General features: G+C 61.3%; 20 protein-coding genes. 8 read left to right on the plus strand and 12 right to left on the minus strand.

Features of this window, described 5'->3' with window-relative positions; translation table 11 throughout:
* Positions 1-9 precede the first annotated feature (9 nt).
* From KW846_RS10025 to KW846_RS10050, 6 genes are all read right to left on the minus strand, one after another.
* The gene (locus tag KW846_RS10025) at positions 10-1,332 is read right to left on the minus strand and encodes a DUF58 domain-containing protein (protein WP_218482122.1); all 1,323 of its coding nucleotides are present in this window, start codon (positions 1,330-1,332) and stop codon (positions 10-12) included.
* A gap of 103 nt (positions 1,333-1,435) precedes the next feature.
* Positions 1,436-2,437 (minus strand): MoxR family ATPase, encoded by a 1,002-nt coding sequence (locus tag KW846_RS10030; RefSeq protein WP_218482123.1) that lies wholly within the window; start codon positions 2,435-2,437, stop codon positions 1,436-1,438.
* A complete protein-coding gene (locus tag KW846_RS10035) occupies positions 2,434-3,597 on the minus strand; it encodes a DUF4350 domain-containing protein (protein ID WP_218482124.1) in 1,164 nt (387 codons plus the stop codon). The genes KW846_RS10030 and KW846_RS10035 overlap by 4 nt, the downstream gene beginning before the upstream one ends.
* Positions 3,594-5,138 (minus strand): DUF4129 domain-containing protein, encoded by a 1,545-nt coding sequence (locus KW846_RS10040; RefSeq protein WP_218482125.1) that lies wholly within the window; start codon positions 5,136-5,138, stop codon positions 3,594-3,596. The genes KW846_RS10035 and KW846_RS10040 overlap by 4 nt, the downstream gene beginning before the upstream one ends.
* On the minus strand, positions 5,125-6,102 hold the full coding sequence (locus KW846_RS10045) for a stage II sporulation protein M (protein WP_218482126.1): 978 nt from the start codon (positions 6,100-6,102) through the stop codon (positions 5,125-5,127). Before KW846_RS10045 ends, KW846_RS10040 begins: the two co-directional genes overlap by 14 nt.
* Entirely contained in the window at positions 6,099-6,824 is a 726-nt protein-coding gene (locus KW846_RS10050; RefSeq protein WP_218482127.1) for an RDD family protein, read from the minus strand. The genes KW846_RS10045 and KW846_RS10050 overlap by 4 nt, the downstream gene beginning before the upstream one ends.
* A 199-nt stretch (positions 6,825-7,023) precedes the next feature.
* Between KW846_RS10050 and sbcB the strand changes: the two genes are divergently transcribed.
* A complete protein-coding gene (gene sbcB / locus KW846_RS10055) occupies positions 7,024-8,454 on the plus strand; it encodes an exodeoxyribonuclease I (protein ID WP_116583392.1) in 1,431 nt (476 codons plus the stop codon).
* Between the two features lie 100 nt (positions 8,455-8,554).
* Here the strand turns inward: sbcB and mvaT are convergent, their stop codons facing one another.
* Entirely contained in the window at positions 8,555-8,932 is a 378-nt protein-coding gene (gene mvaT, locus KW846_RS10060; RefSeq protein WP_007933316.1) for a histone-like nucleoid-structuring protein MvaT, read from the minus strand.
* 336 nt (positions 8,933-9,268) lie between these two features.
* Between mvaT and purU the strand changes: the two genes are divergently transcribed.
* Complete coding sequence (purU, locus tag KW846_RS10065; protein ID WP_007977367.1) at positions 9,269-10,117, plus strand: formyltetrahydrofolate deformylase; 849 nt, start codon at positions 9,269-9,271, stop codon at positions 10,115-10,117.
* Positions 10,118-10,203: 86 nt separating this feature from the next.
* On the plus strand, positions 10,204-10,431 hold the full coding sequence (locus KW846_RS10070; protein ID WP_218482128.1) for a hypothetical protein: 228 nt from the start codon (positions 10,204-10,206) through the stop codon (positions 10,429-10,431).
* On the opposite strand, the gene KW846_RS10075 is transcribed toward KW846_RS10070, so the two are convergent.
* The 4 genes from KW846_RS10075 to KW846_RS10090 form a co-directional block, all read right to left on the minus strand.
* Positions 10,418-11,413, minus strand: coding sequence for a lysylphosphatidylglycerol synthase transmembrane domain-containing protein (locus KW846_RS10075; RefSeq protein ID WP_218482129.1), 996 nt, complete (start codon positions 11,411-11,413; stop codon positions 10,418-10,420). The genes KW846_RS10070 and KW846_RS10075 overlap by 14 nt on opposite strands.
* Positions 11,410-12,186, minus strand: coding sequence for a DUF2334 domain-containing protein (locus KW846_RS10080; protein WP_218482130.1), 777 nt, complete (start codon positions 12,184-12,186; stop codon positions 11,410-11,412). The genes KW846_RS10075 and KW846_RS10080 overlap by 4 nt, the downstream gene beginning before the upstream one ends.
* Positions 12,179-13,291: a glycosyltransferase family 1 protein gene (locus KW846_RS10085; RefSeq protein WP_218482131.1), complete on the minus strand. Its 1,113-nt coding sequence runs from the start codon at positions 13,289-13,291 to the stop codon at positions 12,179-12,181. Before KW846_RS10085 ends, KW846_RS10080 begins: the two co-directional genes overlap by 8 nt.
* Positions 13,292-13,516: 225 nt before the next feature.
* Entirely contained in the window at positions 13,517-15,406 is a 1,890-nt protein-coding gene (locus KW846_RS10090) for a methyl-accepting chemotaxis protein (RefSeq protein WP_218482132.1), read from the minus strand.
* A gap of 188 nt (positions 15,407-15,594) precedes the next feature.
* Here KW846_RS10090 and KW846_RS10095 point away from each other — a divergent pair, with 188 nt between their 5' ends.
* Positions 15,595-17,073: a helicase HerA-like domain-containing protein gene (locus KW846_RS10095; RefSeq protein WP_218482133.1), complete on the plus strand. Its 1,479-nt coding sequence runs from the start codon at positions 15,595-15,597 to the stop codon at positions 17,071-17,073.
* Between the two features lie 119 nt (positions 17,074-17,192).
* On the opposite strand, the gene KW846_RS10100 is transcribed toward KW846_RS10095, so the two are convergent.
* Positions 17,193-17,648: a DUF721 domain-containing protein gene (locus tag KW846_RS10100; protein ID WP_218482134.1), complete on the minus strand. Its 456-nt coding sequence runs from the start codon at positions 17,646-17,648 to the stop codon at positions 17,193-17,195.
* Positions 17,649-17,955: 307 nt separating this feature from the next.
* Between KW846_RS10100 and secA the strand changes: the two genes are divergently transcribed.
* The 4 genes from secA (at position 17,956) to KW846_RS10120 (ending at position 23,743) form a co-directional block, all read left to right on the plus strand.
* Positions 17,956-20,691, plus strand: coding sequence for a preprotein translocase subunit SecA (gene secA / locus KW846_RS10105; protein ID WP_218482135.1), 2,736 nt, complete (start codon positions 17,956-17,958; stop codon positions 20,689-20,691).
* 120 nt (positions 20,692-20,811) lie between these two features.
* The gene (gene argJ, locus KW846_RS10110) at positions 20,812-22,029 is read left to right on the plus strand and encodes a bifunctional glutamate N-acetyltransferase/amino-acid acetyltransferase ArgJ (RefSeq protein WP_218482136.1); all 1,218 of its coding nucleotides are present in this window, start codon (positions 20,812-20,814) and stop codon (positions 22,027-22,029) included.
* A 140-nt stretch (positions 22,030-22,169) separates the two neighbouring features.
* A complete protein-coding gene (locus KW846_RS10115; RefSeq protein ID WP_218482137.1) occupies positions 22,170-22,802 on the plus strand; it encodes a glutathione S-transferase family protein in 633 nt (210 codons plus the stop codon).
* Positions 22,799-23,743, plus strand: coding sequence for a Nudix family hydrolase (locus tag KW846_RS10120; RefSeq protein ID WP_218482138.1), 945 nt, complete (start codon positions 22,799-22,801; stop codon positions 23,741-23,743). The genes KW846_RS10115 and KW846_RS10120 overlap by 4 nt, the downstream gene beginning before the upstream one ends.
* Positions 23,744-23,787 lie beyond the last annotated feature (44 nt).

Raw genomic sequence — 23,787 nt, forward strand, 5'->3', positions numbered from 1 at the left:
GGCTCAAACTCAAGCTCTTTTCCAGCCCAGATACCGCGTCACCAACGCGGCCCCCAACTCGCCGGGCCGCGCATCCATCACCAACACTCCATGAGCGTTCAAGCGCTCATGGAGTTCGGCGCGTGCATTGAGGTAGTCCACGGTCCCGCAATAGGCCAGCGCCTCGGGCAAGGTCTGTACCGGTGACTGACGCAGGGTGTCGAGCACGTCCTCGCGCAGGCTCGCGACCAGCACCTGGTGCTGCTGGCTCAGGCGCTTGACCGCCGGGAGCAGCTCATCGTCGTCCTCTTCGCGCAGGTTGGTCACCAGCACCACCAGTGCCCGGCGTTTGTGCCGTGCCAGCAGTTGCGTAGCGGCGGTTTGGTAGTCGGCGCTGCGTTGGCTGCTGTTCAAGTCATAGACGCTATTGAGCAGTGTGTTGAGATGGCTGGTGCCTTTTACCGGCGCAAGATAGCGCGGCTGTTCGCTGGCAAAGGTACTCAGGCCCACCGCATCGCCCTGGCGTAGCGCGACGTAGCTGAGCAGCAAGCAGGCATTAAGCGCATGGTCGAAGTGCGACAGCTCGCCGTCCTGGCTGCGCATGTGCCGGCCGCAGTCGAGCATGAAAATGATCTGCTGGTCGCGTTCGTCCTGATACTCCCGGGCAATGGGTGAGCGCTGGCGGGCGGTGGCTTTCCAGTCGATCTGACGCAGGCTGTCGCCTTCGCGAAATTCCCGTAGCTGATGAAACTCCAGACCCAAGCCGCGACGCTGGCGTTGACGTACGCCGAGCTGGCTGAGCCAGTTATCCACAGCCAGCAACTGGCCGCCATAGAGGCGGGCGAAGTCGGGATAGACGCGGGTGTTGTCCGCGACATCGAGAATGCGTTTGTCGGACCACAAACCCATTGGGCTCGGCAGGTTGATTTCGCAGTGCTCAAAACGGAAGTGCCCGCGTTTGAACGGACGTAGCCGGTAGTCGATTCGGCTGTGCTGGCCAGGTTGCAATTGGACAGTCAGCGGCAGGTGTTCGAAGTCCAGGCCCGAGGGTACATGGTCGAAGATCTGTAGGCTCAGCGGTTGTGAAAAGTCGTGCTCAAGGATCAGTTGCACATCGCTCCAGCGACCGAGGGCCAGACTGCCGGGTATCTCACGGCTCAGCCGGGGCGAGGGTAGTCGCTTCAGCCGAAAGGCATCGAGCAGGGCCAGGACCAGCAATGCCAACAGCAGTCCCCAATTGATTTGCGTGACACTCGTTGGCATCGTCAGCTCCAGCGCCCGCAGACTGCCGAGCACGATGCCGATGGCCAGTAGCGAGGTTAACCAGATCAACAGCAGGCGCGAGGGTTTCATGATTGGGCACCTGAAAGATCGCAGCCTGCGGCAGCTCCTGCATTGATCGTGTTCACCTGTAGGAGCTGCCGAAGGCTGCGATTTTTTCGTTTCAGTATGGGGCTCACTGCCGCGGCGCCGGTACTTGGTCAAGCATCTGCCGGAGCACCTGATCGACATCCAGCCCTTCGATGTCCAGCTCCGGCGCGATGCGCACACGATGACGCAGCACGGCCAGGGCGCAACCCTTGATGTCGTCCGGAATCACGAACTCGCCGCCGCGCAGTAGCGCACGGGCGCGGGCACACCGCACCAGCGCGATGGACGCGCGCGGGCCGGCGCCGAGGATCAGGCCGGGCCAACTGCGGGTGGAGCGGGCCAGGCGCACGGCGTAATCGAGCACCTGATCGTCCAGCGCCAGGTCGCTGGCGATGCGTTGCAGGGCCAGCACATCCCTGGCCTGCAACAAGGTGCGCATCGGCTGGACATCGAGCATGTCGGCCCGGGTCGAGCGGCTGACCTGGCGGACCATGTCCAGCTCTTGCTCGGCGTCCGGGTAATCCATGCGCACCTTGAGCATGAAGCGATCCAGTTCGGCTTCCGGCAGCGGGTAAGTGCCTTCCTGTTCGATCGGGTTTTGCGTGGCGAGCACCATGAAGGGTTGCGGGATCGGCAATGGCTGGCCTTCGAGGGTGACTTGCCGTTCCTGCATGGCCTCGAGCAGCGCCGCCTGGGTTTTCGCCGGGGCGCGGTTGATCTCGTCGGCTAACAACAGGTTGGTGAACAGCGGCCCTTTGCGCAGTTTGAATTGCTCGGTCTGCAAGTCATACACCGCGTGCCCGGTGACATCGCTGGGCATCAGGTCCGGAGTGAACTGGATGCGCGCGAACTCACCGCCGAAGCAGCGGGCGAGGGCGCGTACCAACAGGGTCTTGCCCAGCCCCGGCACGCCTTCGAGTAATACGTGGCCGCCAGCGATCAGCGCGGTCAGCACGTCGTCGATCACGCTGTCCTGGCCAATCACGGCTTTTTGCAATTCTTTGCGTACGGCCTGGGCCAGATGGCCGGCACGCTGACGTTGTTGAGCTGCATGGCTCGCGGCGTCGGGCTCGATCGGTTGACTCATAAGGCATTCCTCAGGGATTGCAGGTGGGCGACCTGACGGCTGAATTCAACGCTGGAAAGCCGTTGGTTCGGACGCGGGCTCATGGCCTGGCTGATAGCGCGTGTGGGTTGGCCGGTCAGGCGTGCGAGCACCAACCATTGTTCGGCGACGGCAAGTTGTTCAAAGCCGGGATGGCGACGTCGCACGCGCCGTAGGATGTCCTGCTGCAAGGCTTGCAACAGGCCGGCCTGACCGTTGCGGCGCAGCAGGAAGTCGGCACTGGCGCGCAGGTGCTCTTGCAGTTGCCGGCGTGCTTTCGGTGCCGGTTCCAGCAACGGCCCCTGACGCACGCCAAAGTGCCAGAAACCCAGGCCGATCAAGGCGAACAACGCGACCAGCGCCTGGGGGAAGTAACGCAGCAGCAAGGTCGGCAGGCTGTCGTGATCGGTGTTGAAGATCAGCGTCACGCGGGTGTCGGCGGTCAGGTACCAGAGCAGCCAGGCGTTGTCGTATTGCTCGACGGCCGGGGTTTTCCACAGGTCGGCATCGGTGACCACGATGATCGAGCCGAGTCCGTAATCGAGTTGCATCATGTGCGTTGCCTTGGCGCTATTCGCCCAGGCCTGGGCGAGGTTTTTCGGGTCTTCGAGATGGAAGGCGGTATCGAAACCGGCATAGGCCGGGGCGTCTTCGTCTTCCAGATAGAGCTTGGTCAGTTGTGGGTAAGGATCGTCACCGGTATCCGGTGGCGGCTCCTTGAGGTCTTTGCTCAAGGACTGGCGCAGTTGTACCCGGTCAAGCAGCAGGTCATTGCTGTGGCCGAGTTTTTCATCCCACAACGACTCGGCGACGAACAGCAGCCGCCCGCCGGCCTGGGTCCAGTTCATCACCTGGTCGATTTGCCGTGGCGTCATGTTGTAGCGGTCCCCGAGCAACAACAGGCTGTGTCGATGCGGATCGAGGCTGGGCAGGATGTCCAGGCCGTTGGCGTGATCGACGCTCAGGCCTTGCCGGCGCAGGAACAGCTGCGCCGCCAGGTAAGGGTTGGCCTTGGCTTCGGGAGAAGGGCCGTGGTCGATTTCGACCTGATAAGGGGTCGCCTTGAGGTACAGATAAGCACACAGCGCCGCCGCCAGCACGGCGAGCAGTGCAATGGCGATCGTGCCCCGGCGCCGACTCAATGGAGCGTCTCCGGGTCGAACAACACGCGCCAGCCGTCACACAGTTCCTGTCGCACCTGTTCGGGGGGCAGGCGGTGACCGTAGGCCATGCCTTGCCAGTGCCCGGTCAGGTTTTTGCTGTAGGCCAGCAAGGCCGGTTGCTGTAATTGCTCGATGCGCTGCAGCACCTGTCCTTCAGTGTCGGCGGCCTCGAGCGCGATGTTGAAATCGTGCGACAAGCGGCTGAGCAGGGCGCGATAGAGCAAGCCGAGGGCTTCGCGCGGATGGTTCTGCCAGAGGCTTTCGGCGCGGGCGGCAATGTCCGCGGGCAGGGACTCGGGCTTGAGGTCCAGGCCAAACGCCTGCTGCGGCAAGGGGCGCACGACTTTGGCGCCGAGGGTCGGTCGCCGGCTGACGAACGCCTGCACCCAGTCGCGATAGCGCCAGATCAACAGGCCGACAGCACCGATGACGATGCCCCACAGCGCGATTTCAATCAGGTTCGCCAAGGCTCTGAAGTGCTGTCCCTCAAACAGCTTCAACAGGGACTTCAACCATTGCGGTGTCTGCCCGTCGCCCGACGCTTGCGCGCCCGGCGGGTCTTCGCTGAAGCGATAGCGTGTCACCGCTTCCCGGTTCTTGAAGGGCGGCTGTTCGAGGATCGTCTTGATGCTGTCCCTGGCGACCTGGGTGTTCAGGGGCTGGTCCAGCAGCCGTGGGCTGTCGGGTGAAATGGCCGGTTCGGCGGCCCACACGCTGTGTGTGGGTGGCATCAGCAACATCACGGCGATCAACAGCACGCTGCTTGCGCTGATCAGACGCTGGCGCATCCGGCGGAACACCAGTTCGATATCCCAGGCCTCCAGCACGGTGCGCCGGTTCAAATAAAGGCTGAAACCGCAGGCGACATAGATCGGTTCCCAGACCACCAGCACCAGTGCATAAAACAGGTTGGTCAGGTGTTCCAGCCAGCGCCAGTCCTGGGTGGCCGCAGAAATCAGCGACTGCCAACTCCAGTCCAGCGCGACCTGTTGTGGCAGCAGCAGATAAAACAACACCATCAAGCCGATCCACAGCGCGCCTTCCAGGTGCGCGCCGATGATCGTCAGCCAGCGTGCGGCGCCTGCATCCCGCTGCAATAGCACCGCTAAACGCTGCTGGCGCCGTTGTCCGTCGAGGCCTTCGAGTTGCGCCACCGGCGTCACGAAACTGCGCTGCAGACTCAGGCGTCGCCAGGTCAGGCTGGCCAGCAATTGCCCTTTGAGCAGCCGCGGCCATTGCCGCAGGGCCTGCTTGAGCGTGGGTGTTTCGCCAAACATGGCTCTGGACAGGATGTACAAGGGCAGGCGGTCGAATGCCGGTTTCAACCACCAGAAAATCAACACGGCGAGAGAGGGTGAGTCCCAGAGCCCCCAACTGAGCAACGCGAACACTGGCAACGTGAGCAGCGCCCAACTGGTCATCAGCAAGCGTCGATGGCGCTGGCTCAGGAGCACGCCGAGGTCCATGGCTTCCCAGGTCGAGCGCGGGCGAATGACCACGCTGGCGTCATTCAGGCGCATGGCGGCGACGTCCGGCGAACATGAGATAAACCACCACCAGCAACCAGAGCGCCGCGCCCACCAGGTACTTGGTCTGGGGCGACGGGCGAGTCATCGATGACCAGTAGGCTTCGATAAACGCCGCGATCAACAGGAACAGCATGACCCCGCAAATCAGCAGCACGCTCTTGCGCGCTGCCAATCGCAAGGACTCGGTGCGGGGCAGGCGTCCCGGGGCGACCAACGCCCAACCCAGCTTCAGACCGGCGGCGCCTGCCAGGGCGATGGCGCTGAGTTCGAAAGCGCCATGGCCGATCACGAATGACCAAAAGGTCTGCCCATAGCCGACGTAAGTCAGGTGCCCGGCCACCGCACCGATCATCAGGCCGTTGTAGATCAGGAAGAACACGCTGCCCAGGCCGAACAGCAAACCGCTGGCGAAGGTCTGAAAGGCAATGCCGATGTTGTGCATGATGTAGTAGCCGAACATCACCCAGTCTTCACTGGCGGCCCGTTCCGATGTGCGCCCGAGGTGACCGGCAACGGGGTCGTACATGCTTTGCATTTCGCTGACCTGTTCGGCGGGGATCAGGTTGTAGATCAGGTCCGGGAACAGGTACACCAGCACCGCGAAACCGGCCAGGCTGACAAAGAACATCAGGCTGGCGGCGAGCACGAAGCGCCACTGTTCGCGCACCAGGCGCGGGAAATCCGCGAGGATGAAAGCCAGCGCATTGGCCCCCAGGCGGCTGCGGTGACGGTAAAGCTGTTGATGCCCGCGCAGCACCTGTTGCTGCAACGAGTCGATCAGAAAACTGCTGTAGCCACGCTCCCGTGCCAGTGCCAGGTGTTGGCACAGGCGTCGGTAGTCCTTCGGGAAACTGCCGGTGTCGGTGACCTTGCCGCCCCGTTCCAATTGTTCGAGCAGCCCGCAGAAACGGTCCCACTCGGCTTTGTGCCGACGTTCGAAAAGGCTTTGCTTCATGTCGGCCCCAACAAGCCGCGGGCGATGCCGTTGAGTTCGGTCACCGCCTGCGCGGCCGGGACGTGCAAGGGTTGGGCGAGAATGGCGGCCAGTTCATCGGCCCGCGCCCGGGAGAGTTCGCCCTGGCGCTCGGCAAACCCGAGGATGGCCCGTTGCTCGCTGAGCGTCAGGGCAAATGCCGTGCGACGGGGTTGAGCTTCGGGGAGTTCGGGGCGCGTGTGCGAGTGTTCGCGGTAGATCACCAGAGTCCCGGCGGCGATATCGCCAAGGCGCTTGAAGTGGGGGTGTTGCAGACAGCTGATGGCCCCGAGGAAGTAACCGAAAGGCAGCAGGTCGACAACGCGCAGCAGGTTGCGCAGCAGCGACGCGGACCAGCCGACCGGGGTGCCATCGTCGTGCACCACCCGCAGTCCCATCCATTGCTTGCCCGGCGAGCGGCCCTGGTTGAGCACCTCGAACAGCACCATGTACCACCAGCTCACCCCGAACAGCAGGATCGACCCGAGCCCGGCGCCCAATTTGCCGAGCATCGCCAGCGCAATGAACAGCACACCGAGGACCAGGCCGCGCAAAGCAAGATCGATGGCGAACGCCAGCGCACGAACCATCAAGCCGGCCGGGCGCAGTGGCAGGTCGACGCCCTCCGGCGTTTCGACCTGGTACCGCGTATCCAGTGGCGGTGACAGCGGCGCATTCCCTGGCAGTGCTGTGGTCTCGAGCATGGGCAACCTGATGATGAGGCCTGGATCGGGATTGTGTATCCATTCGATGCTAGCAGCCTATTCGAGGGGCGGGGGCGCAGGGAAACGACATAACCCTGTATTGCATGGCGAGCCGCGCAAGCTGCTTGAATGACAGACTACTGGCCGGGGCGGGAGGTGAACGCCTAGACTTTGCCGATCTTCAGTTCAGGAATCGCCCGTGACCTCCATCTTCTGGTACGACTACGAAACCACTGGCATCAATCCCCGTTGCGACCGTCCGTTGCAAATGGCCGGCCTGCGCACCGACTTCGATCTCAATGAAATCGACGAGCCGGTCAATCTTTACTGCCAGCCCAGCGACGACATCCTGCCGCATCCGGCCGCTTGTGCGATCACGGGAATCACGCCCGGGCAACTGCAGGCGCAGGGCTTGAGCGAAGCCGATTTCATGACACGGGTGCATGCCCAGCTCGCGGCACCGGGTACCTGTGGCGCGGGGTACAACACGCTGCGTTTCGATGACGAGATGACCCGCTACAGCCTGTACCGAAACTTTTTCGATCCTTATGCGCGGGAATGGCAGGGCGGCAACAGCCGCTGGGACCTGATCGATGTGGTACGCGCCGCTTATGCCTTGCGCCCCGATGGCCTGCAATGGCCGACGGACGACGAAGGGCGGGTCACGCTCAAACTCGAGCGCCTGACCGCTGCCAATGGCATCGATCATGGCAATGCCCACGAAGCGCTGTCGGACGTTCGCGCGACGATTGCCCTGGCGCGCCTCATTCGGGAAAAACAGCCAAAGCTCTACGCCTGGCTGTTTCAACTACGCAGCAAGCAAAAAGTCATGGACCAGATACGCCTGCTGCAACCGCTGGTGCATGTTTCCGGGCGCTTTTCGGCGGCGCGCAGCTATGTGGGGGTGGTGTTGCCGCTGGCCTGGCACCCACGCAACAAGAACGCCCTGATTGTCTGTGACCTGCACCTCGATCCCCAGGGCCTGCTCGACCTGGATGCCGAAAGTTTGCGTCAGCGCTTGTATACCCGCCACGACGAACTGGCCGAGGGGGAGTTGCCGGTGCCGTTGAAGTTGATTCACATCAACAAGTGCCCGGTAGTGGCCCCGTTGTCGGTACTTCGCCAGGAGGATCAGCAGCGCCTGGGTCTGGACATGGCGCTGTATCAGCAGCGGGTGTTGCGGCTAAATGACGCGCGGAAAGTTTGGCTGGATAAAGTCCTGGCGATTTATGCCCGCGAAGATTTTTCCCAGAGCCAGGATCCGGAGCAACAGTTATACGATGGATTCATCGGTGATCGGGACCGGCGTTTGTGCGAGCAAGTCAGAACCGTTGACCCAAAGCAGTTGGCACAAGAGCAGTGGCCTTTCGATGACGAACGCTTGCCTGAATTATTGTTTCGATATCGCGCACGCAACTTTCCCGATACGTTGAATGCCGAGGAGCAAGAGCGCTGGAGAATATTCTGTCAGAAGCGTTTGTCAGACCCCGGATGGGGGGCGCCAAATACCCTCGAAAGTTTTGTAGAGGCCGCGGCCCAATTGAGCGTTAGTGCCTCTGCGTTTCAGCAGGGGGTGCTCGGTGAGTGGCAGGATTATGTCGAGGGACTGCGTCAGCGTTTGCATCTTTGAATTCGAACCTGCCGGTGCTTAAAAGCCGCGCATAAAAAAACGCCAGCATTTGCTGGCGTTCTTTTTTTGTCACGGATCCATCTGCGACAAGCTCTGAGGCTTAGCCCAGCAGGGTAGCCCAGCCTTCTACCACGTCGCCGCCCCACTTGGCTTTCCACTCTTTCAGAGTCTTGTGGTTGCCACCTTTGGTTTCGATGACTTCACCGTTGTGCGGGTTTTTGTATTGTTTAACTTTGCGAGCACGCTTGGTGCCGGTAGTTTTCACTGCACCGCCGCGTGGTGCCTTGGTTTTCGACTCTGGATCCAACAGCGCGATGATGTCACGCAGGGACTTGGAGTATTCACCCATCAAGGTGCGCAGTTTGCCTTCGAATTCCAGCTCGGTTTGCAGTTTGTCGTCTTGGGACAGGTTCTTCAAACGGGCTTGCAGCTCTTTGATAGCTTCTTCGGTGGCGCGATATTCGTTGATCAAGGACATGGGAACTACCTTATGTTGTACGCTGGATGGCAGGTGACAGTGCGGCAATAATAGTCACGGTGTTTCATCAAGTAAACATTTAAGGCAACTTTATTTAATTTAGTTGCCGTGTCTTGGGCGCACATTGGTAATGCCGTTATTAGTGTGATCCAGGTCCGTCAGATATACATAATTTAACAATTGTCCGGCACCGCTAGAGCATCCGGACGAACCGGCACGGGTGTTGTCCCTCCAGCTGCACCGACCTTCCGGCAGAGTGAATCGTCAACAATACTGCAGTTTTGCTGCGCAATCGCTAGAATGGCGGCCTTTGCGAAGTTCTGGAGTTTCCCCCTCATGCGCACTTTTCGTCTGGTGATTTCTTGCCCGGACCGTGTTGGCATCGTTGCCAAAGTCAGTAACTTTCTGGCATCACACAACGGTTGGATCACTGAAGCGAGCCATCACTCGGACAATCTCAGTGGCTGGTTCTTCATGCGTCACGAAATCCGTGCCGACTCCCTGCCATTTGGTATCGAAGCGTTGCGCGAAGCCTTTGCCCCGATCGCCGAAGAGTTCTCGATGGACTGGCGCATCACCGATACCGAACAAAAGAAGCGTGTCGTGCTGATGGCCAGTCGCGAGTCGCACTGTCTGGCCGACTTGCTGCATCGATGGCACAGCGATGAACTGGACTGCGAAATTTCCTGCGTGATTTCCAACCATGATGACTTGCGCAGCATGGTGGAGTGGCACGGCATTCCGTACTACCACGTCCCGGTCAATCCGCAGGACAAGCAGCCGGCTTTCGCCGAGGTGTCGCGCCTGGTCAAGCAGCACGACGCCGAAGTGGTGGTGCTGGCCCGCTACATGCAGATCCTGCCGCCCGAGTTGTGCAGCGAATATGCGCACAAGGTGATCAACATTCACCACAGCTTCCTGCCGTCGTTCGTCGGTGCCAAGCCGTACCACCAGGCCTCCCTGCGCGGTGTGAAGCTGATCGGCGCGACCTGCCACTATGTGACCGAAGAGCTGGATGCCGGCCCGATCATCGAGCAGGACGTGGTGCGTGTCAGCCACAGCGACAGCATCGAAGACATGGTGCGTTTCGGCCGCGATGTCGAGAAGATGGTGCTGGCCCGTGGCCTGCGTTATCACCTGGAAGACCGGGTGCTGGTGCACGGCAACAAAACCGTCGTTTTCTGACAGACCTGCGGGACAGTTGATATTCGAAGGGCCTGGGCGTTCAATCGCTCCAGGCCCTTCGCCGTTTCTGCACCGAGGACATGACCATGGCCGATCCACTGGACAAAGCCACATCCAAGGCTCCCGCCACGCTCGGCGAGGGTTGCCTGAGCCGCTACGACCCGGATGACATGGGGCCTGAAGACGGTACGGAGTTTCCGGGGGCCGCCGAGTTGTGGGAGCAGCTGCAGCAAGAGTCTGACGGATTAAAAAGATCGCAGCCTGCGTACCCTGTAGGAGCTGCCGCAGGCTGCGATCTTTTCAGGTCTGCCTGATTTTCATCAACTTCATCAGCAGCGGCCGCCCCAGCATCAGCAAAAACACCGGCCCACCGACCAGCAAGTAGAAGTAATACGTCACCGCCCGCCAGATCAGAATCGCCGCGGCTGCCGTGGACTTCCCGACCATGGGTGCCAATAGCGCCGCCGACGTCAGTTCCGCCGCCCCGGCTCCACCCGGCAGAAGGCTGAATTGCCCGGCACTGAGCGCCAGCATCTGGATCAGAAAACTCCAGGCCCACTGCAAGTCCGCGCCGAGCCCGCGCAACGCCAGATAGAGCACGCTGTAGCGCAGGAGCCAATGCACACAGGTCAGAACGAATACCTTGATCAAGGTCTGTACGGGCAATTTCAGCGTGTCGGTAAACGCCGCCAGAAACTGCAGGAGCTTGCGCGCCCAGCACATTCGCGTGGCTGCCTTGACATTGGCTCGGGCGAGCCATCGGCCGCTCAGGCGAATCAACGAGCGGTGATAACGGGCGACCATGGCGCAGGTGATCAAACCGCCGAACAGCGAGACAGCGCTGACCATCAGCATCCATTCCATGCGCTGGCTGAGGTGCTGGAACAGGGCGTAAACAAGAATCCCGCTCAGGGCGCAGAGGAAAAACAGCAAGTCGCTCAGTTGGTCCATGGCAAACACGGCACTGCCCCTGGCCGGACGCACGCCGTGACGCGCGAGCAACGCCATGATCGTCAGCGGCCCGCCACTGCCACCGGGCGTGGCACAGTAGGCAAATTCGGCGGCCATCACCACGCCAAGGCTCCTGAGCCGGCCGACCTTGTGGCATTGATCCCCCAGCAGCAGGCGCAAACGCAGGGTGTTCACGCCCCAGCACAGCAGGATCATGCCGAACATGATCAACAGCCACGGCAGCGGAAAAGCGCTCAGCCGGGAGCCGATTTCGCTGCCGCCCAACAGCAGTGGAATCAGCACTGCTGCGAGCAGGCCGACGAGCAACAGCAGGGCGCGACTCATGCGGCGCAGCCCATTCGGTTGTTTTGCAGCGCCAGCCACTGGGACTTGGTCATCGGAGCGCGTCCATCATCGAGCAGGCGCTCGAGGGTTCGCAGCCAGTATCGGTGCGAGAACTCGTGGCGCATGTCCACCGGGTGCAAGCCCAGGCGAATCACCGGGGCGTGCTGCCAGTGTTGTTCACGGCGGTCGTTGACGAGCTTCGATACACCCCGGCGCCAGGCGCTGCGCGCACTCCAGACCAGTCCCGGCGCCTCGATCGCGGTGAAATCCGGTAAACGGTATAAATGCTGCGAATCGCTGGTGTAACTCAACGGTAGTTGGCGCAATGCCTGGCGAGTGCCCTGGCTCATCAACCAGGCCGGGGCGACGAACCCTTCCAGCGGCCAGTCATGCCGGTGGAACATCTCGATGCCCGAACGCAGGCGGGCGAGGGCGTCTTCCTGTGACAAACGATAAAACTCGCCTTCTTGGGTGTAGACCCGACGCATGAACCAGTCCCTGGGATTGAGGGTCATCGGCCCCTCGTCGCAATGGAAATAGCCATGCAGTGCCAGTTCGTCGCCCCGGGCGACCCTGGCACTGAGCTGGCGGCAAAACCGCGGATGGGCGTCCAGATTGTTGTGTTTGTGGTAATCCGGAATCACCAGCCAGGTGATCGGCACGTCCCCCAAGGCGTCGACGGCTTTGACGAACGGTTGGTAATCGGCCCAGGTGGGTGGTGCCACGTCGTGCAGCACCAGCAGTAAAGCGGGCCTGTTCATGGACTCAACCATTGGCTGTCAGCGGCCATTGGCTGCCGAGCACGGCGTGGTAGTGGCACAGCAAACTGGTGACCACCGTGTCCCAGGCGTAATGTCGTTCGACATGTAACCGCGCTTGGCGGCCCAGCGCTACGCTGCCCGAGCCGAACAGTTCTCGAACAGCGCTGGCCATCGCGGCTGGATCGTTCGGCGCGCAGAGCCGGCCGCAGTCCTCGGTGACGATTTCCTCGAAAGCCCCGGCCGCCACGGCCACCACCGGAATACCGCTGGCCATGGCTTCGAGTATCACCAGACCGAAGGTTTCCTGATCGCCAGCGTGGAGCAATGCGTCGGCGCTGGCCATCAGGCGGGCCACCTGCGGCGCCGGGCAGAACTCGTCGATCACCGTCACATTGGATGGCACGGCCGTCGGCATCGATGAGCCAACCAGCAGCAGGTGATAGCGTCGGCCCAGGCGTTTCATGCAGTCGAGCAGCACTGGCAGGTTTTTTTCCTTGGAACCGCGCCCGGCGAAGATCAGCAGCCGGGTGTTGTCGTCCAGGCCCAACTCGGCCCGCAGCTCGGGGTCTCTGGCATTGGGATTGAAGGTTTGCAGGTCGACGCCCAAGGGTTGCACAAACACATTCCTGACCCCAAGTCCGGTGAGTTTGTCGGCCATGACCCGACTGGGCGCCAGGACCCGGTCGAAGTTGCCGTAGAGCTTGCTGACATAAGCCTCGACGTTGTTGGTCACCCAGTTGCCCATACGGTTGCTGACCAGCAGCGGCAGGTCCGAGTGGTAGAAACCTATGACCGGTACATCGAGTTGCCGCCGTGCATCCAACGCTGCCCAGGCGGTGAGGTAGGGGTCGCCGACCTCGATCAGGTCAGGTTGCAAAACCTGCAGGACATTGCGCCAGGGCGCGAGACGCAGCGGGAAGCGATAGCCTTTGCCGAAAGGCAGGGCAGGGGCTGGAACGGTGAAGATTCCATCCTGCTCGCTCAAGGACGATCCGGGGATCAGCAAACTGTGGCGAATGCCCGGCTTGATGCCCAGGCGACGGTGCTTTGCATCCAGATAAGTGCGCACGCCACCACTGGCAGGGGCGTAGAACATGGTGATGTCAGCGATATGCACGATGAACGATCCTCCGGTCCCGGTACTCCCTTGGTTGACCTTTATGAAGGATAGATGTTCGGTTGGGGTTGTGCGGGTGGGGTGTCAGCGGGTTTTGTAGTGTTTGACAGGCCGCCTTCGCGGGCAAGCCCGCTCCCACAGGTATTTTGAGTGTTCACACAATTTGTGCTTCACCCGGACTCCTGTGGGAGCGGGCTTGCCCGCGAAGGGGCCCGCAAGAGCGCCTCAGATCCTGAAACTTCCCACCAGCTGCTTCAGTCGAGCCGCCTGCTGCTCAAGGTCCGAGCACGCGCGCAAGGTCGATTGCAGGTTTTCCACGCCTTCCTGGTTCAGCGTGTTGATCTCGGTGATGTCGACGTTGATCGACTCCACCACGGCGGTCTGTTCTTCGGTCGCGGTGGCCACCGACTGGTTCATGCCGTCGATTTCCCCGATACGCAAGGTCACGCTGTTCAGACGTTCACCGGCGAGGTTGGCGATTTCCACACTGTCCTGGCTGTGGCGCTGACTGTCGCTCATGGTGCTCACCGATTCCCGGGCACCGACTTGCAGTTCCTCGATCATGGTTTGCACCTGTTGCGCCGATTCCTGCGTGCGGTGTGCCAGGTTGCGCACCTCGTCCGCCACCACGGCAAAACCTCGACCGGCTTCACCGGCGCGGGCGGCTTCGATCGCGGCATTGAGTGCCAGCAAGTTGGTTTGCTGGGAAATGCTGGTGATCACTTCGAGAATCTGCCCGATGTTTACGGTTTTGCTGTTCAGCGATTCGATGTTGGTGCTCGAGGCGCTGAGCATGCTCGACAGTTGATTCATCGCCACGATGCTACGGTCCACCACTTGCTGGCCGTCTTCGGCCAGGCTGCGGGCATCGCTGGCCTGGCTCGAAGCCTGCGCCGCATTGCGGGCGATTTCCTGGGCGGCGGCGCCGAGCTGGTTAATGGCGGCCGCGACACTGCTGGTGCGGGAGGCTTGCTGGTCGGAGTTGAACATCGACGAGTTGGAAGCCGCGACCACGCGCAACGCCACTTCGTTGACTTGGCCGGTGGCCGAGGACACTTCACGGATCGAGCCGTGAATGCGCTCGACGAAACGGTTGAACGCGGTGCCGAGGGTGCCGAATTCGTCATTGTTCTGGATGGTCAGGCGTTTGGTCAGATCACCTTCGCCGTCGGCGATGTCGGCCATGGCGCGGGTCATGACGTGTAACGGCTGGATCAGGATGCGAATCAACATGCCGAGCAGGGCGATGATGATGGCCACGGCAATGATGGTTGCAACCACGGCCGAGGTGCGGAACTCGCTGAGCATCGAGTAGGCTTTTTCCTTGTCGACCGACAGACCGATGTACCAGTTGACCGAAGGCAAGCCCTTGATCGGGGTAAAGCTGACAATGCGAGTCTTGCCGTCGACGTCCACTTCGCTGAAGCCGTTGCCGATGCGCGGGGTATCTTTCGGATACGCCTCGCTCAGGGGTTTCATCACCAGCGCTTTGTCCGGGTGAACCAGGATCTTGCCGTCGGCGCTGACCAGAAACGCGTAGCCCATGCCATCAAAGTCGCGGGCGCTGAGGGTCGCGATCAGGGTTTGCAGGCTCAGGTCACCACCCACCACGCCGACGCTCTGTCCGGCTTTTTTCGAAGCCGTGGCCATCGAGATGATCAGTTGACCGGTTGCCGCATCGACGTAGGGTTCGGTCAGGGTCGGCGTGCTGCTGTTTTCGGCGCCTTTGTACCAGGGGCGAACACGCGGATCGAAACCGTCGGGCATCTTCGCGTCCGGACGAATGGTGAAGTGCCCGGTGGCATCACCCAGGTAGGACGCCATGAAGGTCGATGTCAGGGTTTTCTGCTCAAGCAGGCTGGCGACATTGGCTTGTTCGGGGTTGATGGCGATGTTTTGCGAGAGGTTCTCGATCAGCAAAATACGCCCGGCCAGCCAGGTCTGGATGTTGTTGGCGGTGACGTCGCCCATCTCGTTGAGATAGTTGTTGAGGTCCTCGCGGATGGCATTGCGCTGCAAATAGTCGTTGTACAGCGTGAATGAGGCGAAGGCGGCAATAACAATGAGGGCGGCGGCAAGCAGGATTTTATGGCTGAAACGCAGATTTTTGTTCATGGCTTGGGGTTCCGCTAAGGTCTTAATGTCCAGCGCGTGCTTTTATAAAGGGACGCACGAAGGGCAAGGTTGAAAGCAATTGAATTTTCCGACTCTCCTTAGGGAAATTTCCTACCAGATCGTGTCTGACTGCTTTGTCGTTATCTCTATCGGCCGTGTAGGACCAAAGATTAATCATGGGTGACCAAATGCCTGACTCACTGCAACTCGTTATCGGCGCCGACCTCAAGGGGCAGCCGATTGCCCAGGCCATGCGCCTGGCGAATCGCCACGGTTTGATCGCGGGCGCGACTGGCACCGGAAAAACCGTGACGTTGCAACGAATGGCCGAAGCTTTCAGCGATGCCGGTGTGGCGGTGTTCGCCGCCGACATCAAGGGTGACCTGTGCGGCCTCGGTGCCGCGGGCAACCCCCAGGGCAAGGTCGCCGAGCGGATTGCCGGGATGCAGTGGCTCAACCACAAGCCTCAGGCTTATCCGGTAACGTTGTGGGACGTACAGGGTCAGTCCGGTCATCCTTTACGCACAACCTTGAGTGAAATGGGGCCGCTGCTGTTGGGCAGCCTGCTGGAACTGACCGACAGTCAGCAGTCGGCGCTGTACGCGGCGTTCAAGGTGGCGGACCGCGAAGGCCTGTTGTTGCTCGATCTCAAGGATCTGAAGGCGTTGCTCAATCACCTGCGGGACCACCCCGAGTTGCTGGGCGACGATGCGGCATTGATGACCACCGGCTCCAGCCAGGCGCTGCTGCGACGTCTGGCGACGCTGGAGCAACAGGGCGCCGAAGCCTTGTTCGGCGAGCCGGCGCTGCAACTCGAAGACATTCTCCAACCCACTGCCGATGGCCGCGGGCGCATCCATTTGCTGGATGCCAGCCGTCTGGTGCATGAAGCGCCGAAAGTCTACGCGACGTTCCTGCTGTGGCTGCTGGCCGAGCTGTTCGAGCAACTGCCGGAGCGTGGCGATGCCGACAAACCCTTGCTGGCGCTGTTCTTCGACGAGGCCCACTTGTTGTTCAACGGCACGCCCCAGGCATTGCGTGATCGTCTGGAACAAGTGGTGAGGCTGATTCGTTCAAAAGGCGTGGGCGTGTATTTCGTCACCCAGTCGCCGGGTGACCTGCCGGATGATGTGCTGGCTCAGCTGGGCTTGCGCATCCAGCACGGTCTGCGTGCGTTTACCGCCAAGGAGCAAAAGTCCCTGCGCGCAGTGGCCGAAGGTTTCCGGCCGAATCCGGCGTTTGATACGTTGTCGGTGTTGACCGAACTCGGGATCGGCGAAGCGCTGGTCGGCACGCTGCAGGAAAAAGGCACCCCGGAAATGGTCCAGCGGGTGCTGGTCGCGCCGCCGCAATCGCGGATCGGGCCTTTGACCGGTGCCGAGCGTACGGCGTTGATTGCCGGTTCGCCGTTGCAGGGGCGTTATGACAAGCCGATTGACCGCGAATCGGCCTATGAAGTGCTGATGGGGCGCAAGGGCCTGGCGCCCGAGCCCGAAGCGGAGCAGGGCAAACAGGAACCGAGTTTCACCGAACAGGCCGGCGAATTCCTCGGTACGGCAGCAGGCAAGGCGCTGAAATCGGCGATGCAACAGGCGGCGAACCAGCTTGGCCGACAGTTGGTGCGCGGCTTGATGGGCTCATTGCTGGGCGGCAGCAAACGCCGCTAGCTTGAGCGAACACAGTCAATGTGGGAGCGGGCTTGCTCGCGAATGCGGTGTGTCATTCAACGAAAATGTCGATTGGTAAACCCATTCGCGAGCAAGCCCGCTCCCACATGGTTTCTGTGTCAGGTTCTGGTCTTGGCGTGCGCCGCCAGTCGCTCCAGCGCTGCCCGCAGATTCGGGTCGCTGATCCCGTCGGCCGTGGCCTGGATGGTCGCGGCCGCATCATCCGACAGATCCATGGTGTGCCCGGCCGCGCCCCGCTGGACGGTCGGTGGCTGCACCTTGAACAGGATTCGCGTCAGGTTGGCGAACTCGTCGAACAGTTGCAGTTGCCGCTGCAGGCGCTTCTGCTGGTAGCGCAGGCGGGTTGCCCAATGGCCGTCGGTGACAATCAGCAACAAACTGCCTTCGCGCCAGGACGCCACGTGGCAATGCTCGCGAGCGGCGGGTTGCAATTGGCTTTCGAGCAAACGTTGCAAATGACCCAGGCGTTGAGCGTGGCCGAGAATGGCTTTCAGCGGCTTGGCTTCGCGTAATAGAACGGCGGGTACTTTGGCCGTAAGTGGGCGAAATGCCATGATCAGACACCTGAAGTAACAGAGGCGCAATGGTAGCAGAAAGCGCCGGATGCACCCGCCCATTGCTTTTGTGGGTGCTTTACCCATTAAATCAACAACTAACTTCTGCCTTGAACGGCTTGAAGTTGAGCAAAACGCCCCTATTTTAAGTGAGCCCCGTCAAAGCGCTGTGCCAGCATCGTGGAATATCGCCACTTTCCTCACCACCGTTTCCGGGTAGAATGCTCGTTCGCATGCGGCCATGAGGGCTGCACGGGCGACTCACGGGGCCGCCCTCCATCCCTTTAGTGTGGAAGATCCTGCCGATATGTTTGCGCCTTTGTTAAAGAAACTTTTTGGAAGCAAGAACGAGCGTGAAGTCAAACGCATGCTCAAGACGGTGCAACTCGTCAATGCCTTCGAAGAGCAAATGGTGGCCCTTTCGGACGATCAATTGCGTGCCAAGACCAGCGAGTTCAAGGCCCGCATCGCCAAAGGGGAATCCCTCGACAAACTGCTGCCAGAAGCCTTTGCGGTCGCCCGCGAAGCCGGCAAGCGTGTCATGGGCATGCGCCACTTCGATGTCCAGCTGATCGGCGGCATGACCTTGCATGAAGGCATGATCGCGGAAATGCGTACCGGTGAAGGCAAGACCCTGGTGGCAACACTGGGCGTTTACCTCAACGCGCTGTCCGGCAACGGCGTGCACGTTGTGACGGTGAACGACTACCTGGCCCGCCGTGACGCCAACTGGATGCGCCCGCTGTATGAATTCCTCGGCCTGACGGTCGGCGTTGTCACGCCGTTCCAGCCGCCGGAAGAGAAGCGTGCTGCCTACGCCGCCGACATCACCTACGGCACCAACAACGAATTCGGGTTCGATTACCTGCGCGACAACATGGCGTTCAGCATGGAAGAAAAATTCCAGCGCGAACTCAATTTTGCCGTGATCGACGAAGTCGACTCCATTCTCATCGACGAAGCCCGTACGCCGCTGATCATCTCCGGTCAGGCCGAAGACAGCTCCAAGCTGTACATCGAGGTCAACAAGCTGATCCCGCAGCTCAAGCTGCACGTTGAAGAAGTCGAAGGCGAAGTGACCCAGGCCGGTCACTACACCGTCGACGAGAAGACCCGTCAGGTCGAACTCAACGAAGCCGGTCACCAGTACGTCGAAGAAACGCTGACCCGCATTGGCCTGCTGGCTGAGGGCGAAAGCCTGTATTCGGCGCACAACCTGAGCCTGCTGACTCACGTCTACGCCGGCCTGCGCGCGCACAAGCTGTTCCATCGCAACGTCGAATACATCGTGCAGGACGGTCAGGTCGTACTGGTCGACGAACACACCGGCCGTACCATGCCGGGTCGCCGTTTGTCCGAAGGCCTGCACCAGGCCATCGAAGCCAAGGAAAACCTGAACATCCAGGCCGAAAGCCAGACACTGGCGTCGACCACCTTCCAGAACTACTTCCGTCTGTACAACAAACTGTCCGGCATGACCGGTACAGCCGACACCGAAGCGTTCGAGTTCCACCAGATCTATGGCCTGCAGGTCATGGTGATTCCACCGAACAAGCCGCTGGCCCGTAAAGACTACAACGACCTGGTGTTCCTGACCGCCGACGAGAAATACGCGGCAATCGTGGCCGACATCAAGGAAAGCATGGCCGCAGGTCGTCCGGTGCTGGTGGGTACCGCCACCATCGAAACCTCCGAGCACATGTCCAACCTGCTCGTGAAGGAAGGCATCGAACACAAGGTCCTGAACGCCAAGTTCCACGAAAAGGAAGCCGAGATCATTGCCCAGGCCGGTCGCCCGGGTGCACTGACCATCGCCACCAACATGGCCGGTCGTGGTACCGACATCCTGTTGGGCGGCAACTGGGAAGTGGAAGTGGCTTCCCTGGAAAACCCGACCCCTGAGCAGATTGCCCAGATCAAGGCCGACTGGCAGAAGCGTCACCAGCAAGTGCTCGAATCGGGTGGTTTGCAGGTGATTGCGTCCGAGCGTCACGAATCGCGCCGTATCGACAACCAGCTGCGTGGTCGTGCCGGTCGTCAGGGCGACGCCGGTTCCAGCCGTTTCTACCTGTCGCTGGAAGACAGCCTGATGCGCATCTTCGCCTCTGACCGGGTGAAGAACTTCATGAAGGCCCTGGGCATGCAGCCTGGCGAGGCGATCGAGCACCGCATGGTGACCAACGCCATTGAAAAGGCCCAGCGCAAGGTTGAAGGCCGCAACTTCGACATCCGCAAGCAACTGCTCGAGTTCGACGACGTCAACAACGAACAGCGTAAAGTGATCTATCACATGCGTAACACGTTGCTGGCCGCCGACAACATTGGCGAAACCATCGCCGACTTCCGTCAGGACGTGCTCAACGCCACCGTCAGCGCACACATTCCTCCGCAATCACTGCCTGAGCAGTGGGACGTGGCCGGTCTGGAAGCTGCGTTGCAGAGCGACTTCGGTGTGACACTGCCGATCCAGCAATGGCTCGACGAAGACGATCACCTGTACGAAGAAACCCTGCGCGAGAAGCTCATGAACGAGCTCATCGCGGCGTACAACGAGAAAGAAGACCAGGCGGGCGCCGAAGCGCTGCGCACCTTCGAGAAGCAAATCGTTCTGCGCGTTCTGGACGACCTGTGGAAAGACCACCTGTCGACCATGGACCACCTGCGTCACGGTATCCACTTGCGTGGTTATGCCCAGAAGAACCCGAAACAGGAATACAAGCGCGAGTCGTTCACCCTGTTCTCCGAGCTGCTGGACTCGATCAAGCGCGACTCGATCCGTGTGCTGTCCCACGTTCAGGTTCGCCGCGAAGATCCAATCGAGGAAGAGCAGCGCCTGCGCCAGGAAGCCGAGGCATTGGCCGCTCGCATGCAGTTCCTGCATGAAGAAGCTCCAGGCCTGGAGCAACCGGAAGTGCTGGGCGAAGAGGTCGATGTGGCGCTCGCCGCTGCCCCGGTTCGCAGCGAGCACAAGCTGGGTCGCAATGAGCTGTGCTACTGCGGTTCGGGCAAGAAATTCAAGCATTGCCACGGGCAGATCCAGTAAAACCCGTTTCAATCGCTGAAATACCCGCGCCGCGACCGGCTTCTGCCGTCGCGGCGTTTTACCATTCGAACCACCGTCTTGCTGAAACGGTGCTGACATCATTTATAAAGGAGCGCATTCATGGCTGTTGGTCTTGGTCCTTTGCCAACGTTGCACCCGGTTGCCGGTTTTGAACTCGGTATCGCCTCGGCTGGCATCAAGCGCCCGGGGCGCAAGGATGTTGTGGTCATGCGCTGTGTTGAAGGCTCCACGGTGGCCGGCGTGTTCACCCTGAACGCCTTTTGCGCCGCCCCGGTGATCCTGGCCAGGCAACGCGTACAAGGCCCTGTGCGTTACCTGCTGACCAACACCGGCAATGCCAACGCCGGTACCGGCGAGCCAGGCCTGGCCGCCGCCGAGCGCACTTGCGCCAAGCTGGCTGAGCTGACCGGCGTCGAAGCCAGCCAGGTGCTACCGTACTCCACCGGTGTGATCGGCGAACCGTTGCCTGTGGAGAAAATCGAAGGCGCGCTGCAAGCGGCTCTCGACGACCTGTCGATCCACAACTGGGAAGCTGCCGCCACCGGCATCATGACCACCGACACCCTGCCCAAAGGTGCCAGCCGCCAGTTCCAGCACGACGGCGTGACCGTCACCGTGACCGGCATCAGCAAAGGTGCCGGCATGATTCGCCCGAACATGGCGACCATGCTTGGTTACATCGCGACCGACGCCAAAGTCTCCCGCGATGTGTTGCAAAACCTGATGCTCGATGGCGCCAACAAGTCGTTCAACCGCATCACCATCGATGGCGATACGTCGACCAACGACTGCTGCATGCTGATCGCCACCGGTCAGGCTGCGCTGCCGGAAATCACCCGCGCCGAGGGCGAACTGTTCGCCAAGTTGAAGCAGGCGGTGTTCGAAGTGTGCATGGACGTGGCCCAGGCCATCGTTCGCGACGGCGAAGGTGCGACCAAGTTCGTGACCGTTGAAGTCAACGGCGGCGGCAACCACCAGGAGTGCCTGGATGTCGGCTACACCGTGGCTCACTCACCGCTGATCAAGACGGCATTGTTTGCTTCCGATCCGAACTGGGGCCGTATCCTGGCCGCCGTTGGCCGTGCCGGTGTGCCGGATCTGGACGTGAGCAAGATCGACGTGTTCCTCGGTGACGTGTGCATTGCCAGCCGTGGCGCGCGCGCCGCGACCTACACCGAAGCCCAGGGCGCGGCGGTGATGCAGCAGGAAGAAATCACCATTCGTATCGAGCTGGGTCGTGGCGATTGCAGCGAAACCATCTGGACCACCGACCTGTCCCACGAGTACGTGAAGATCAACGCCGAGTACCGTACCTAAGACCGAGTCGCTCCATTCGCGAGCAAGCCCGCTCCCACAGGGTTCAATGGTGACACTGTGGGAGCGGGCTTGCTCGCGAAGGCTGACGACCAGACGCTAGATATTCTGGCTTGTTACCCTGACGAGAAGGCACCCCGAACATGAGCCTGCACCTGATCATCGGCGACAAACTGCATTCCTCCTGGTCCCTGCGCGGCGCTCTGGCCCTCGATCTGGCTGGCGCCTCCTACACCGAAGAACTGATCAAGCTGAACCAGCCGGACACCCGCGAGCGCCTGCTCAAGCATTCGCCGACCGCCAAGGTCCCGCTGCTGAAGACCGAACACGGCACCATCGCCGACTCCCTGGCGATTGCCGAATACCTGGCAGAACGGTTCCCCGACGCGAACCTGTGGCCCAAAGACACCGCCGCCCGTGCCCAGGCGCGTTCGGCGTGCGCACAGATGCACAGTGGCTTTTTCGCCATGCGCGGCAACATGCCGTTCGACCTGAGCCATGACGCCCCTTTGTCGCCGGTTCCGGCTGACGTTCAGGGCGACATCGAACGCATGTCGGCGTTGTGGGCCGAGTGCCGTGCTGCCGCGACCGAGAGCGGTCCGTACCTGTTTGGCCGCCTCACGTTGGCCGACGCGTTCTTTGCCCCCATCGCCGTGCGCCTGCGCACCTATCGGGTGAAACTGTCCGCGGCTGACGAAGCCTATGTTGAAACCCTCTACCAATGGCCGGCGTTCAAGGCCTGGCAGAAGGCCGGACTGGAGGAGCTGGAAAAGTGAAGCGAGTTCATGTCGCCGCCGCCGTCATCCGCGATGGCAGCGGCCAGATCCTGATCGCCCGCCGTGCCGATTCACAGCATCAGGGTGGCCTGTGGGAGTTTCCCGGGGGCAAGGTCGAGGCCGACGAGTCGGTCGAAACCGCACTGGCCCGCGAACTCCATGAAGAGTTGGGCATCGTGGTCGAAGCGGCGCGCCCGCTGATCAAGGTCCGGCACGATTATCCGGACAAGCAGGTGTTGCTGGATGTCTGGGAAGTCTCGGCGTTTACCGGCGAGCCCCACGGCGCCGAAGGCCAACCGCTGGCCTGGGTGTCGCCCCGCGACCTGTCGGGTTACGAGTTTCCAGCGGCCAATCAGCCGATCGTCGCGGCGGCCCGATTGCCGTCGCAGTACCTGATTACCCCGGAAGATCTGGAAACCCCGGCGTTGCTGCGAGGCATCCAGAAAGCCATTGCCGGTGGCATCAAGCTGATCCAGCTGCGCGCACCGAACGGTTACGATCCCAAGTATCGCGACCTGGCTGTCGATGCGGTGGGCCTGTGCGCCGGCAAGGCACAATTGATGATCAAGGGGCCGTTCGAATGGTTGGGTGATTTCCCGTCCGCGGGTTGGCACATCACTTCGGCGCAGTTGCGCAAATACGCAGCGGCTGGCCGACCGCTACCGGCTTCGCGCTGGCTGGCGGCATCGTGCCATAACGCTGAAGAGCTGGCGCTGGCCGAACAGATGGGGGTGGATTTCGTGACCCTGTCGCCGGTGCAACCCACCCTGACTCACCCCGGCGCCGAGCCGTTGGGTTGGGAGCAGGCGTCGAGCTTGATCGAGGGCTTCAGCAAGCCGGTGTTCCTGCTGGGTGGCGTTGGCCCGGCCGAGGTTGAGAAAGCCTGGGCGGCGGGTGCGCAGGGTGTGGCAGGGATTCGGGCGTTCTGGCCTGAGGCCTGATTTTGTAGCGCTCCTGCTGGCCCTTTCGCGAGCAAGCCCGCTCC

It is taken from the genome of Pseudomonas sp. PDM32 (genome assembly GCF_019219225.1).
Lineage (GTDB): Bacteria > Pseudomonadota > Gammaproteobacteria > Pseudomonadales > Pseudomonadaceae > Aquipseudomonas > Aquipseudomonas laurylsulfatiphila.